The following is a 12,424-nucleotide window of genomic DNA, read 5'->3' on the forward strand; positions in this document are numbered from 1 at the left end:
CTACCGGTGCTCGCGCAGTAGCTGAGTCGGCGTCAGACCGGCCAGCGCTCGCGTATCGCGCGCGAGGTGGGCTTGGTCGGCGTATCCGGCGCGGCCGGCCAGCGAGGACAACGCGAGATCTGCGCTGCGGCTGAGAGCTAGTACATTCTGCATGCGTTGTACCTTCTGAATCAGCTTGGGGGACAGCCCGACCGACGACGTGATCGAGCGTCGAAAATGACGTTCGGAAACTCCGAGGTCTGCAGCGATCTCGCGTATCGGCGTCGAAGGGGAGGAGATGAGCGCGGAATATCCACGCTCGATGCCCTGGTCGGATTCCAGTCCGCGCCACAACTGGCCCAGTAGGTGAGCGTCGACTGCCTCGTGGCTCAGGGCGTCGGCAAGTACCCGCGCTTGTCTGGAAGTGAGGATGTCGTCGATGGCGATCTTCGAATCCTGCACTGCGTCGGCAGCTGTGCCGAGCAGGCTCCGCAGAGCCGGTGGATTGATCCGGATGCCCCACATGGTTGTACCGGCGGCGACCGAAACCAGATCGGCACCGGTGGCAGGTCCGACGAGCCACGACTTTCCGGTGCTGTCGACGATGAAGTCGGCGCAGAGATCGGGAAGAATCCGCTTTGCTTCCGTGGGCGTATGGGCTTCGCTGGTGCTTTTCCACGTGCAACTGAAGAGGCCGGCCGAACCGGTGATCCAAGTCTCGACATAGGTGTGGCCGTTTTGTTCAAGACTCGACGCTACCGTCCGACTACCGTCGAGAGCGAGGGTGTCAGTGCCGGTCATCAGATCATCGTCACACACTCGCCGATCACTTCTCGACCCGAAACAGGAGAAATACCGTGTCCGTCTCTCCGAGACTCGATCTCGTCGGAATCGTCACCAACGATCTCGCGCGTTCCCTCGCGTTCTACCGAACCCTCGGGCTCGACATTCCGGAAACACCCGCTGACGCTCCGCATGTGGAGTTCACTTTCGACGGTGGGCTTCGGCTGGCCTGGGACGCGCTGTCCACCATCGCGAGCTTCGATCCGGACTTCGCTGTCGGGGAAGGTCGACACCCCGTCGCTTTGGCCTTCGATTTCGGGACTCCCGCCGCAGTAGACGAGGCGTATCAGCGCATGACAGCCGACTTCCCCGGGCACAAGGCGCCCTTCGACGCCGTATGGGGGCAGCGTTACGCCGTTCTTCTCGATCCCGACGGCAATACCGTGGATCTCTTTGCCGCGCTCTGAATTCGAACGACGCAGGCCCCGAACGAATATCGGTCGGGGCCTGCGGTTGTCGGTGATCGAGTCGTTGTCAGTTCACCAAGCGTTCAGGGTGTCGAGGATCTGGCCTCGGGCCTTCCACAGTTCTGCACCCCAGTACGGCCACGAATGAGTGCCGTTGGCCGGGAAGCTGTACGTTGCCGGAATTCCCAGGGAGTTCATGCGCAGTTGGAATGCCCGTGAGTTCATCAAGGCAAGGGCCTCGAGCCCGATGGCACTACCGGTATTCACGAAGTCGACGGGCCGACGCGGTTGATCGAACTGCCCGGGCAGGCCGCTCGCAGCGGAGATGTACAGCGAGAGCCCAGCCAGTTCGGGTGCAAACACGAAGGGATCGTTGCGGAGCCAAGCGGGGTTCCACGGCGGTCCCCACATTGCATCGACATTGAAGGACCCGGCGCTGACCATGGCCACCCGGATCGCCTCACGCATGCCTGGAGCTGAGATGTTGAGGTATCCCGAGAGCGAACCGGCGAACTTGAACTGATCGCGGTGGTAGGCGGCTAGCGTCAGTGCCGCGCTGCCACCCATGGACAGTCCGAGCACGCCGTTGTTGGTTCGGGAGACGCCGCGCGATTCCAGATAGGCGGGAAGTTCCTGGGTGAGGAAGGTTTCCCATTTGTACGTGACCGGCTGGCGATTCAAATTGCTGTTCGCATACCAGTCGGAGTAAAAGCTGGACTGCCCGCCGACCGGCATGACCAGGGTGACGTTGTCGCCGCGATACTGCTCGAGAGCGTTGGTCTCGAAACTCCATGCGTTTCGGTCGTCGCGTGCTCGTAGGCCATCGAGAAGATAGAGCGCCGCGTTGCCGCCGCGCGAAGCCCACTGGATCTGAACCTTGATCGGTCCCATCGACGAGTCTACGAACACTTCCTCGTAGCCACCGTCCGGGGCGGTACGCGCGGGCGCTGCGGTCGCTACCGATCCGCTGATCAGGCCTGCGGTCAGGGGGAGTGCGAGTGCTGTCGCTGCGAGGCCCAGGATCCGACGCTTGATTCGTTTCGAAATACGGTTTCTCGAAAGATCCGGGTTCGAAATATCTGGGTTCTTCGCCAAATCTGTGTGAGCCTCGTGCATGTATCACTCCCGCCCCAAAGGTGCTTGCACACCGAAATCCGACCGAGCCCCCCGAGGCGCGGAATTCCTTATGACACTAAGTGGTCTGTATTGACCTCGACGGCACCGTTACCGGTTCGTTATCAAACTGGTCCGATTTACCGTAATGCCGTCAGGCGTCGTCGACCGGAGGTTGTGCCACGATTTGCCAACCTCCACGAATCAGGTGTTCACGTACCCGAGCGACGTCCGATTCGTGCGGAATATCGTCGGTGACCTTGGTGATGAGGACGCCGATGTCGATCGGATCGACCGAACCGGGAAAGTCGATCGGATCGACCGGAAGCGGAAAGCCGGCGACGAGATCGTCAGCAAGAACGGCGATCTCGTCGTCGGACAGTTGTCGCCGGAGCAGGGCCATCAAAGGGACGTAGTCCTGCTCCGGCACACCGTTCGGATACCCGGCACGCAGCCAGCCGAGTATCGAAGCCAGAAGTGGTGGAAGACTCAACGAATCGAGCTTCAGTGGTTGTCGAGATCAGCGAGGGGCCACCCGGCGGCAGCAAGGACGGAGGCAACGCGCGCGATGTCCTCGTCCGAGGGAGTCTGGCTCGTCAGATCGGCGATCTGAGCGCTGATCTCGTCGCTCGAGATCACCTGGTCGCTGTTGACGTCGCTCAGTTCTGCGAGTGCAGCGCCGATGGCAATGTCTCGAATTTGCGCGTCCGAGAGTTTGCGTCGTAGCAATGCGACCAGCGGAATGCGGTCCTTGGGCGGTATGCCTTCGGGGTAGCCGGCGCGAAGCCAGTCAAGAATGGATTGAGGAAGGGATGGAGTCGGTGCAGTCACGGTGATGTCTTTCCGCTCGTGAGGGCGCACGGGATCAGAAGATCTCGATGCCGAATGTGTGGCTGAGGAAGCCCTGCATGATGAAGAGGATTCCGGTGACGATCGCGATGAGCACGACCGCGAAGCACACCACTGCGCCTGCCACGGCCAACGGACTGCGAGCCGCGACGGCAGTGCTCCCGCCGCCACTGCCGCGTTGTCCGGCGTCGAGCGACTTCAGGCCGATTGCGAAGATCGCCGGTAGTCCGGCGCCCAGCAGGAGGCCGACCAGTACGACCTGCCAGAGCGAGTCGACGGTGTTTTTCAAGATATCCATGTCGATTCCCTCTTTCAGGCTTTGGCGTCGGTGGTGACGCGGGCGTCCGGACCGGGGACCTCTGCAGGCACCAGGCCGCCGTCCCACTCGGCGTTGACGTTGCTCGGATCGATGGGCTCCTTGCGGGAGCGCAGGTACATCCAGCCGGCCAACGCGATGAGCACGGCGAAGACGACCAGGACACCGGGCAGGCCGCCGACGATGTCGGCCAGTCCCCAGCACAGAGCGCCGACGATTGCAGCGGACGGAAGAGTGATCAACCAGGCGACCGCCATACGTCCGGCTACGCCCCAACGAACTTCGGCGCCCTTGCGTCCCAGACCGGTTCCCATGATGGAACCCGTCGCCACATGGGTGGTGGAGAGCGGAAGGCCGAGGTGGCTGGAGGTGAGAATGATTGCAGCAGAGGATGCTTCGGCTGCCATGCCTTGTGGTGCGGCAATCTCGACAAGTCCCTTGCCGAGAGTGCGGATGACTCGCCAACCGCCGAGGTAGGTTCCGGCAGCGATCGCGAGCGCACAGGTGAGCTTGACCCAGAACGGCATGTCCGCGTCGGCGGAAATGGTTCCGTGGGCGACCAGGGCGAGGAAGATGACGCCCATGGTCTTCTGAGCGTCGTTGGTGCCGTGTGCGAGGGAAACGAGTGAAGCCGAACCGATCTGGCCGAGTCGGAAACCTTTGTCCTTGGTTTCTTCTCCGACGTTGGAGGTGATGCGGTAGATGAGCCAGGTGCCGGCCGCGGCAACCAAGCCGGCCACGACGGGAGCGAGAACTGCGGGGATGACAACCTTGCTGAGGACGCCGCTCCAGGCGACACCGCTCATGCCGAGGGACGCGATGGCGGCGCCGATCAGGCCGCCGAACAGTGCGTGTGAGGAACTCGAGGGGATGCCGAGCAACCACGTTGCCAGGTTCCAGATGATGCCGCCGACAAGGCCGGCGAAGACGATGGTGAGCAGCGCTTGGCCACCCACATTTCCGAGGTTCACCACGCCCTTGGCCACGGTGGCAGCAACCTCTACCGAGAGGAAAGCTCCGACCAGGTTCAAGGAAGCAGACAGAGCGACTGCCACCTTGGGCTTGAGGGCGCCGGTTGCAATCGACGTGGCCATAGCGTTGCCAGTGTCATGAAAACCGTTGGTGAAGTCGAACCCCAGAGCGGTTACGACGACGACGAGGAGAACGATGAGTTCCGCATTCACGAGAAGTCATGTTCCAACACCTCCGGGCCTCAAATCGACCTCAGACGTGGTCGTTCTGCGACATTTCCACCACTCGGCACCTGTTGTTCACCTTCGTCCGGATAATTGTCCGTTTTGAAACTCCTGGGGTAGAGAAAATTCATTCGCGTGCATGGTCGTGGAGGTTGTGGAGGCATACGCCAATTGCCGGACGGACGAATCGGGTTCTGGACTTCCTCGAAATCGGGTAAGGCCAAGCGGCTGCGGAACAACCCACGCGTCAGCGTGGTGCCGTGCAACAATCGCGGAAAGGTTGCCGACGGTGCGTCGCCGGTCACCGGGACCGCTCAGTTGGTGAGCGGTGGAGCAGAATTCGACGAGATCCGCAGCAAAGTCAAAGCGAAATACGGTGTGATGGTGCCTATTTCGAAATTCTTCAACACCCTCGGTCACATCGGTAATGGTCCGTTCCCGTACGGCGACACCGGCGTGATCATTTCCGTCGATGCGTAGTCGGGATTGCGTAGCGGAGTAGTCTGAAGGTATGGAACTCACGACCGGGCACCTCTGCCTGACGGTTCCACGAATCCTCCGTCAAGGAGCCTCGTCATGGCGCACATCAGCACTCTCGACTATGCAATGGAAGCGCCGCAGCGCCATGTCGGGCAACCTTTCCCGTCGCCGACGCGGACTCCGCGATTCCTGCTTCGTGGGCAAGGTGCCGTCAAGGCATCGGTTGACGGCGCGTGGTTCCCGTGGACCACGAACGTCACGGCGGAGCTTCACGATCTGATATCCGCACTTTCGTTGCGGCTGGGGCCGATCGCGAGGGTTGCGTTCGACTGGAACACGATCAGTAGTGCGCAGCGACGTATCGACGAGGTCGACGGACTGGAAGTGCGGGGTCCGTACCCTGGCCAGCCCCACGATTTGATGTATCTCGACGATATCTATGGTCGTCAACTCGTTTTGATGATGATTCCGCCGTACACGGATCCGGACCGCGCGTACGAGGTCATGCGGCGGTTGGTGGATCCTGTCCGCAGCGAAACCTATCGGGTGCAGTGAGATCTTTCTGACGTGCGGGGGTCGAATCTCGCGATTCCTGAACATGCGTCCAGTTTGTCTGGTTTGATGGTTCTCGTAACCACGATCTCAGGCGCATTCCCTCAGGTCAGCGCTTGGGCGCGGCAGCTTGACTCCCTGCCGTGTCGTCGGTCCGGCATGTCCACCACCCTCCCACTGTGCGTGAGCGCCGGACCAGAGGAAGCCCCGCCCTCCCCACGGGGGTGGGGCTTCTACTCTGTTCGGGCTGAGCGGCGTTCGCATCGCCGAATCCGCCCGCTTGTTCGGCAGTTCGGGACGCCCTGGCCCGTAGCATCGCCACCGTGAACATTTCCCTACTCGGTGCGGCTGGGCTTCAGGACTGCGCCGACAGTGGAATGGACTGCATGGACGGATTCGAAGCAATCTTTCTTCTGTACGGCGGCGGATTCATTCTCGCCTTGATTTGGCTTTCCCTGTGTCTTGTCGGAACGGCCGATGTGGTTTCTGTGTCCGGGCGAGTCGGTGTGTGGCGCGCTGTCGCCTTCTCTGTCGGGATTTGGCTTGTGCCCATCGTCGGGTTGAGTGCATGGTTTGTTTACCGACGCTCTCGCCAAATCTCGAAGAAGGTCGGTCCGGATCAAGCCCCCTACTGGACTTGAATGAGACTGACATTTTCACTGAGACCGCACCTAGCCTTGAAACTATGTGGCATCCTGCCGTTCCAGCCAGTTCAAGATCGCTTGGTTGGTCTCTTCGGGTCTTTCTTGTTGGATCCAGTGACCGCAATCGAGATTGACTACTTCCACATTGGGCACGAACTCTGTCAGGTTCTCAGCTCTCACGATCGCGTCACGGTCGCCGTAGATCATGAGTGTGGGCTGTTGGATGATCGGGTCCACCTCCGCCAGCAGATGCCAGTTGCGGTCAAGGTTCCTGTACCAGTTCACACTGCCCGTGAATCCTGTCGATTCGAAGGCGGAGACGAAAACGGCCAATTCTCTATCGCTCATCAGGGGCTCACCGAGTGGTGTCTCTGCTTTGGCGAGATCGATCAGCGCCATACCCGGCTGAGGTTCCCTGAGGGGTTCGTTCTTCCGGTACAGGTTGCGGAGGAACCGGAAGGTGTTGTCTTCGAACACCGCGTCCGCGACGCCCGGCTGTCGATTGAAATGGACGAAGTAGAAATCACCGCCAAGCACGGCTTCCATGAACTCAATCCACGGCTGCTCTCCGCGATCCTGGTAGGGCAGGCTCAGGTTGATCACTTTGTTTACCCGGTCCGGGTGCAACAGGGTAAGGCCCCACACGACAAAGGCACCCCAATCGTGACCGACAAAGGTGGCATCGTCGTAGCCGTAGTGATCGAGAAGTGCGATGAGATCACCCGCCAAATGTTCGATGTCATAGTCCGTCACTTCGGTCGGACGTGACGAATTGCCGTAGCCGCGTTGGTTCGGGACGATGACGTGGTAGCCCGCCTCGACAAGGGCGGGCACCTGGTATCGCCAGGAATAGGCGTGCTCTGGCCATCCGTGACACAACACGATGGGTTTCCCGGCATTGTGTCGCCCTGCTTCGAAGACTTCGAGTTCCACGCCGTTCACTGGGATGAGGACGGGCCTGGGGAAGTCGGATGGATTCACGGATGCTCCTTTGAGTCGAGTACCGATCTCGTGTCTGGATCGACCGGTTGCTCCGACGATAGGGAGCATCGTGGACACATAAAGTCCTAGATCGCTGGCAATCTGAAGAAATGCGGAACGATCCCACAGGCCGAGCACTGCAACTGCTCTCGCTCCTTCAGACTCATCGCTTCTGGCACTGTGCCGAACTTGCCGCACGACTCGATGTCACGCAGCGGACGGTGCGCCGCGACATCGATCGCCTACGCGACCTCGGCTATCCGGTCGATTCCACGTCCGGAAAATACGGGGGCTACCGACTTGCAACGGGGGCGCACGTGCCGCCCCTGATCCTCGACGATGACGAGTCCGTGGCGGTAGCCGTCGGACTGCGCTACGCCGCCGAGGCCGCCATCGGAGGCATCGAAGAAACGGCGCTGCGCGCGCTGACGAAGATCGAAACACTCCTGCCCCATCGACTACGCCGACGTGTGTCGGCACTGCATTCGAGCGTCAGTTCCATGCGGCGGGCAAATGACGACATCGTCGATCCCGAAGCACTCAGTGTGCTCGCTGCGGCATGTCGCGACCACGAGCACGTTCGTTTCGACTATCGGCGAGGTGATGGCGAGAGCAGCAGACGACTCGTCGAGTCGCACCGCCTTGTCACGGCGGGGCGTCGTTGGTATCTCGTAGCATGGGACCACCATCGTTCGGATTGGCGAACATTTCGACTGGACCGGCTCTCGGAGCCCTGGCTGGCAGGCAGTCATTTCACGCCACGCGAGATCCCGGGCGGTGACGCGGCAGGCTTCGTCGCGAGATCAGTTGGCTCGCCACCCCGTCACCACGATGCAAAACTCGCCATCGAAGCTACGTTCGCCGACCTCGAGGGCGTACTCAGATGGATTGACCACACACCGATCGAGGTGGCAGCGGACCGCTGCCTTGTCGAGATCCGCAGCGAAGATCTCGGCAGGCTCGCCATGACGGTTGCGCGCATTGCGCTCACCGCCCCAGTGGTCGTCATCGAACCAACCGAGCTTGCCGACACCGTCAGTCGGCTCGCCCTTCACCTCAGGGTCTCGCCACCATGACAGTCAGAAGAGGATTGCGCGACAAGACCATTCACGTCCAAGTTGCCGCGGGGACGTGTTCCCTGCGCAGGCCCCTCGTCTATCGAGACACGTATCCGATTCCCTCTAGGCTTGGAGAGTAAGTGACCGATTCGAAATCATCGCCGACGGCTTCCGTCCACCCCCCGACGTGGAAGTTCGACTACCCGATCATCCACGCCGAGACTCGCGAACAGTGGCGAACTTGGTTGACGGACAATCACACGTCAGGCCGTGGAGTGTGGTTGTGCTCCTGGCGCACCACCACCAGCCGACCACGCTGCCCCTACCCTCAGGCCGTTGAGGAAGCGATCTGCTTTGGGTGGATCGATTCCACTAACACCATCTTCGACGAAGAGCGCAATTTGCAACTGTTCACACCGCGGAGACGCAAGAGTTCCTGGACCCGACTCAACCGCGAACGCGCAGCTGATATGGAGGCGCGTGGCCTCATGACCGCTGCTGGTCGTGGTGCCATTGCTGCCGCGAAATCCACTGGTTGGTGGACGATTCTCGACCAAGTCGAAGACCTCGAGGAACCATCTGACTTGCAGGCGGCGCTGGACCTGGACACGCAAGCGCGAAGCAACTGGGACAGTTTTCCGCCCAGCGCCCGCAAACAGATGCTGTGGTGGATCGTCAGTGCCGCTCGAGACGCAACACGGGCAGGTCGAATCGCCCATATCGTCAACAATGCGGCCATCGGTCAACGTGCCCGCAGCTGATCCGCGATTCGACCGCGTCCGGTATGAAGGCCGGTCATCATCTGTCCGAGGGGCTTCCCTCGGACCGAAACAAGTCCACCCGCCCCGCAGAAGCGGGACGGGTGGACTCGGTACTCGCAGGTCTGACTTACGTCAGGATGCGGATCACACGTCGTAGTAGAGCTCGAACTCGTACGGGTGCGGACGCAGGTTGACCGGAGCGATTTCCTGCTCGCGCTTGAGCGAGATCCAGGTCTCGATCAGGTCGGTGGTGAAGACGCCACCCTCGGTCAGGTACTCGTGATCGGCTTCGAGGCGGTTGATGACCGTCTCGAGGCTGGTCGGAGCCTGCGGGATGTTGCGAGCCTCCTCCGGGGGAAGCTCGTAGAGGTCCTTGTCGACCGGAGCCATCGGCTCGATCTTGTTCTTGATGCCGTCCAGGCCGGCCATCATCTGTGCAGCGAAGTTGAGGTACGGGTTACCCGAGGAGTCGGGTGCGCGGAACTCGAGACGCTTTGCCTTCGGGTTGTTGCCCGTGATCGGGATACGGACAGCTGCCGAGCGGTTGCGCTGGCTGTACACGAGGTTGATGGGGGCTTCGTAGCCCGGCACCAGACGGTGGTACGAGTTGATCGTCGGGTTGGTGAAGGCCAACAGCGACGGAGCGTGGTGCAGGATGCCGCCGATGTAGTGGCGCGCCATGTCCGAGAGGCCTGCGTAGCCGGACTCGTCGTGGAAGAGGGGCTTGCCGTCCTTCCACAGGGACTGGTGGACGTGCATGCCCGAGCCGTTGTCACCGAAGAGCGGCTTCGGCATGAAGGTTGCGGACTTGCCGTGCTGCCAGCAGGTGTTCTTGACGATGTACTTGAACAGCTGCAGGTCGTCAGCAGCTGCGAGCAGCGTGTTGAACTTGTAGTTGATCTCCTGCTGTCCGCCGGTGCCGACCTCGTGGTGGCCGCGCTCGAGCTCGAAGCCTGCGTTGGTCAGGTTGGTGGAGATTTCGTCGCGCAGGTCCACGTAGTGGTCGTACGGAGCGACGGGGAAGTAGCCACCCTTGGCGCGAACCTTGTAGCCGAGGTTCGGGGAGCCGTCGGCGTTGGTCTCTGCGCCGGTGTTCCAGGAACCGGAGATGGAATCCAATTCGTAGAAAGCGGAGTTCATGCCGGAGTCGTAGCGAACCGAGTCGAAGATGTAGAACTCGGCCTCGGCGCCGAAGAATGCGGTGTCCGCGATGCCGGTGCTGACCAAGTACTCCTCGGCCTTGCGGGCAACGTTGCGCGGGTCGCGGCTGTAGGACTCACGGGTGAACGGGTCGTGCACGAAGAAGTTGATGTTGAGGGTCTTCGCCTTGCGGAAGGGGTCGATCTGCGCCGTGGTGACGTCGGGAAGCAACATCATGTCGGACTCGTGGATCGACTGGAATCCGCGGACCGAAGATCCGTCGAATGCGAGGCCGTCCTCGAACACGTCCTGGTTGAAAGCAGACGCCGGGATCGAGAAGTGCTGCTGGACGCCGGGCAGGTCGCTGAACCGAATGTCGACGTACTCGATGTTCTCGTCCGCGATGTACTTGATGACCTCTTCGGCCGTGGTGAACGCCACGCTTGTGCTCCTTAAGTCGCTTCAGCCAAGTGATGTCGGTTGAATCCGTCGAGGCAGACGGTAGGGAGCTGGTGTTGCCCGCTCGTCAACCCTTTGTTTCGGCAGTGTTACGCGTCGCAGCATCCTGGGGATTTCCGAAGTCCATGTGACCGGCCACACAGTTAAAACCCGGCAAATCTGGACTACGGTGCTGCGACGCCTATCCTGGACAGCATGGCACGTATCACCGGAACTTGGCTCTCTGGGCCGCAAGCAGCTTTGCCGAAGAGCGCGGACGGCCGTGAGCAGTCGTACCGTGGCGAGCTCCTCGGTTTCCCTCAGGAGGGTCCGGGTTCGCTGGTCGGTTCGGGCCGTCGTATCGCGGCACTGTTGGTGGATTGGGTGATGGCTGTGGGAGTGGCCTCGCTCATCACCGGCGACTTCTTCGACGGTATGACCTCGACTGTCACGCTGATGGTGTGGTTCGCCGTCGGTGTCGTCACCGTGGCTCTGTTCAACTTCACCCCGGGGCAGTTCGTCCTCGGACTTCAGGTTGCGCGTATCGAAGGCCCGATCCGAGTGGGCTTCGTGCGCGCGCTCGGACGTCAGGCACTGCTTGTGTTCGTGATTCCCGCGACCATCACCGACATCGACGGTCGCGGTATGCAGGACCGCGCGACCGGCACTTTGCTCGTGAAATCGCGCTGACACAAACTTCTCGAACGAAGAAAGACCCGGGTCCGTATGGGCCCGGGTCTTTCGTTTGCTGTGGGGGAGTGTCAGCGACGACGAATGGTTCGCTGCATTCCCTTCATCTTCGCGCCTCCGGGCATCGGGCCCTTGGGAAGCGCTGCTCCGCCGCCGCGTGCGCTGAGCGCAGCGAGGCGACCTTCGATGTTGTCCATGCGCTTGGTGTCGATGTTGCGGGGCAACTTGTTCAAGTAGCGCTGGAGCTGCGAGAGCGGAACCTGGCCCTCGTCGTTTCCGATGATGATGTCGTAGATCGGGGTGTCGCCGATGAGGCGGGCAGTCTTCTTCTTCTCCTGCGCGAGGAGGCCCTTGACGCGTTGCGGCGAACCCTCGGCGACGAGGATGACACCCGGCCGTCCGACGACGCGGTGAACGGCATCGAGCTGGGTGGTGCCGGCGACGGCATTCGTGACGCGCCACGCGCCCTGCATGTTGTCGAGCGCCCACGCAGCGGCACCGGCCTGGCCTTCAGCCTTCTTGTACACCGATTTCTGGACGCGGCGACCGAAGATGATGAAGGCGCCGAGGAGACCGAGAACGATGCCGATCGGCAGCAGGAACCACTGAAGGCCCCAGATGAGGCCGACCAGGAAGAAGACCAGAGCCGCACCTACGAGGGTGCCGATCATCAGCGGCAGGAGGAGCTTGTCGTCCTTGCGCTGCATCTGGAATGCCTGCCAGAGCTGTGTTCTACGTTCCTTGGAAGCCTGCTTGCGGGCAGCCTTCGCTGCAGCCTTTGCCTCTTTGGTGGGTTTGCCCTTACCGGATTTGCTGCCGTTCGCCATGTACCCAGGATACGTCCATTGCTGTGCGCCTTTACTAACCGCCCGCGGTTAATAAAGGCGCACAGCAAAAAGTGGATCAGCGATTCAGGCGCGCCATGAGTGAGCTGGCTTCCTGGGAAGCGTCGCCGCCCTCGGTCAGATGACGCTGCG

16 protein-coding genes are annotated in these 12,424 nt (G+C 61.3%); 7 read left to right on the top strand and 9 right to left on the bottom strand.

What is annotated here, in order from left to right:
- Window positions 1-780 carry an AraC family transcriptional regulator gene (locus M1L53_RS25870; RefSeq protein ID WP_231783469.1) on the bottom strand — a complete coding sequence of 260 codons (780 nt, stop codon included), beginning with the start codon at window positions 778-780 and terminating at the stop codon, window positions 1-3.
- A gap of 56 nt (window positions 781-836) precedes the next feature.
- Between M1L53_RS25870 and M1L53_RS25875 the strand changes: the two genes are divergently transcribed.
- Entirely contained in the window at window positions 837-1,229 is a 393-nt protein-coding gene (locus M1L53_RS25875; RefSeq protein WP_003941628.1) for a VOC family protein, read from the top strand.
- Between the two features lie 72 nt (window positions 1,230-1,301).
- Here the strand turns inward: M1L53_RS25875 and M1L53_RS25880 are convergent, their stop codons facing one another.
- The 5 genes from M1L53_RS25880 to M1L53_RS25900 all read right to left on the bottom strand — a co-directional run bounded on the left by M1L53_RS25880 (window position 1,302) and on the right by M1L53_RS25900 (window position 4,691).
- Window positions 1,302-2,345 (bottom strand): alpha/beta hydrolase family protein, encoded by a 1,044-nt coding sequence (locus M1L53_RS25880; protein ID WP_185744464.1) that lies wholly within the window; start codon window positions 2,343-2,345, stop codon window positions 1,302-1,304.
- Window positions 2,346-2,496: 151 nt separating this feature from the next.
- Window positions 2,497-2,835 carry a DUF3349 domain-containing protein gene (locus M1L53_RS25885; RefSeq protein ID WP_007735437.1) on the bottom strand — a complete coding sequence of 113 codons (339 nt, stop codon included), beginning with the start codon at window positions 2,833-2,835 and terminating at the stop codon, window positions 2,497-2,499.
- Window positions 2,836-2,846: 11 nt separating this feature from the next.
- Window positions 2,847-3,173, bottom strand: a complete 327-nt coding sequence (locus M1L53_RS25890) for a DUF3349 domain-containing protein (protein WP_003941653.1) — start codon at window positions 3,171-3,173, stop codon at window positions 2,847-2,849.
- A gap of 34 nt (window positions 3,174-3,207) precedes the next feature.
- Entirely contained in the window at window positions 3,208-3,489 is a 282-nt protein-coding gene (locus M1L53_RS25895; RefSeq protein WP_003941641.1) for a hypothetical protein, read from the bottom strand.
- Window positions 3,490-3,503: 14 nt separating this feature from the next.
- Window positions 3,504-4,691 carry an inorganic phosphate transporter gene (locus tag M1L53_RS25900; protein ID WP_007735433.1) on the bottom strand — a complete coding sequence of 396 codons (1,188 nt, stop codon included), beginning with the start codon at window positions 4,689-4,691 and terminating at the stop codon, window positions 3,504-3,506.
- Between the two features lie 147 nt (window positions 4,692-4,838).
- Between M1L53_RS25900 and M1L53_RS25905 the strand changes: the two genes are divergently transcribed.
- The 3 genes from M1L53_RS25905 to M1L53_RS25915 all read left to right on the top strand — a co-directional run bounded on the left by M1L53_RS25905 (window position 4,839) and on the right by M1L53_RS25915 (window position 6,376).
- Window positions 4,839-5,183, top strand: a complete 345-nt coding sequence (locus M1L53_RS25905) for a pyridoxamine 5'-phosphate oxidase family protein (protein ID WP_261949280.1) — start codon at window positions 4,839-4,841, stop codon at window positions 5,181-5,183.
- A gap of 96 nt (window positions 5,184-5,279) precedes the next feature.
- Window positions 5,280-5,738 (top strand): DUF5994 family protein, encoded by a 459-nt coding sequence (locus tag M1L53_RS25910; protein ID WP_042921868.1) that lies wholly within the window; start codon window positions 5,280-5,282, stop codon window positions 5,736-5,738.
- Window positions 5,739-6,058: 320 nt separating this feature from the next.
- On the top strand, window positions 6,059-6,376 hold the full coding sequence (locus M1L53_RS25915; protein ID WP_230691716.1) for a hypothetical protein: 318 nt from the start codon (window positions 6,059-6,061) through the stop codon (window positions 6,374-6,376).
- Window positions 6,377-6,418: 42 nt separating this feature from the next.
- Here the strand turns inward: M1L53_RS25915 and M1L53_RS25920 are convergent, their stop codons facing one another.
- Window positions 6,419-7,360, bottom strand: a complete 942-nt coding sequence (locus M1L53_RS25920) for an alpha/beta fold hydrolase (protein ID WP_047270849.1) — start codon at window positions 7,358-7,360, stop codon at window positions 6,419-6,421.
- Between the two features lie 110 nt (window positions 7,361-7,470).
- Here M1L53_RS25920 and M1L53_RS25925 point away from each other — a divergent pair, with 110 nt between their 5' ends.
- Together M1L53_RS25925 and M1L53_RS25930 are read left to right on the top strand one after the other, a co-directional pair.
- On the top strand, window positions 7,471-8,436 hold the full coding sequence (locus M1L53_RS25925) for a YafY family protein (RefSeq protein WP_007735427.1): 966 nt from the start codon (window positions 7,471-7,473) through the stop codon (window positions 8,434-8,436).
- A 122-nt stretch (window positions 8,437-8,558) separates the two neighbouring features.
- A complete protein-coding gene (locus M1L53_RS25930) occupies window positions 8,559-9,179 on the top strand; it encodes a YdeI family protein (RefSeq protein WP_054186677.1) in 621 nt (206 codons plus the stop codon).
- A gap of 144 nt (window positions 9,180-9,323) precedes the next feature.
- Here M1L53_RS25930 and glnA read toward each other — a convergent pair whose 3' ends face one another.
- Entirely contained in the window at window positions 9,324-10,760 is a 1,437-nt protein-coding gene (gene glnA, locus M1L53_RS25935) for a type I glutamate--ammonia ligase (RefSeq protein WP_003941609.1), read from the bottom strand.
- A 213-nt stretch (window positions 10,761-10,973) separates the two neighbouring features.
- Between glnA and M1L53_RS25940 the strand changes: the two genes are divergently transcribed.
- A complete protein-coding gene (locus M1L53_RS25940; protein WP_003941579.1) occupies window positions 10,974-11,447 on the top strand; it encodes an RDD family protein in 474 nt (157 codons plus the stop codon).
- A gap of 71 nt (window positions 11,448-11,518) precedes the next feature.
- Here the strand turns inward: M1L53_RS25940 and M1L53_RS25945 are convergent, their stop codons facing one another.
- Window positions 11,519-12,274 (bottom strand): DUF4191 domain-containing protein, encoded by a 756-nt coding sequence (locus M1L53_RS25945; protein ID WP_003941625.1) that lies wholly within the window; start codon window positions 12,272-12,274, stop codon window positions 11,519-11,521.
- Window positions 12,275-12,424 lie beyond the last annotated feature (150 nt).

It is taken from the genome of Rhodococcus sp. T9N (assembly GCF_024436645.1).
Lineage (GTDB): Bacteria > Actinomycetota > Actinomycetes > Mycobacteriales > Mycobacteriaceae > Rhodococcus_F > Rhodococcus_F qingshengii.

What these genes read in the sequence shown, in the direction of transcription:
- M1L53_RS25925 (WP_007735427.1), top strand. Translation starts at nt 7,471, where the DNA reads ATGCGGAACGATCCCACAGGCCGAGCACTGCAACTGCTCTCGCTCCTT.
- M1L53_RS25880 (WP_185744464.1), bottom strand. Translation starts at nt 2,345, where the DNA reads ATGCACGAGGCTCACACAGATTTGGCGAAGAACCCAGATATTTCGAAC.
- M1L53_RS25870 (WP_231783469.1), bottom strand. Translation starts at nt 780, where the DNA reads ATGACCGGCACTGACACCCTCGCTCTCGACGGTAGTCGGACGGTAGCG.
- M1L53_RS25940 (WP_003941579.1), top strand. Translation starts at nt 10,974, where the DNA reads ATGGCACGTATCACCGGAACTTGGCTCTCTGGGCCGCAAGCAGCTTTG.
- M1L53_RS25895 (WP_003941641.1), bottom strand. Translation starts at nt 3,489, where the DNA reads ATGGATATCTTGAAAAACACCGTCGACTCGCTCTGGCAGGTCGTACTG.
- M1L53_RS25945 (WP_003941625.1), bottom strand. Translation starts at nt 12,274, where the DNA reads ATGGCGAACGGCAGCAAATCCGGTAAGGGCAAACCCACCAAAGAGGCA.
- M1L53_RS25910 (WP_042921868.1), top strand. Translation starts at nt 5,280, where the DNA reads ATGGCGCACATCAGCACTCTCGACTATGCAATGGAAGCGCCGCAGCGC.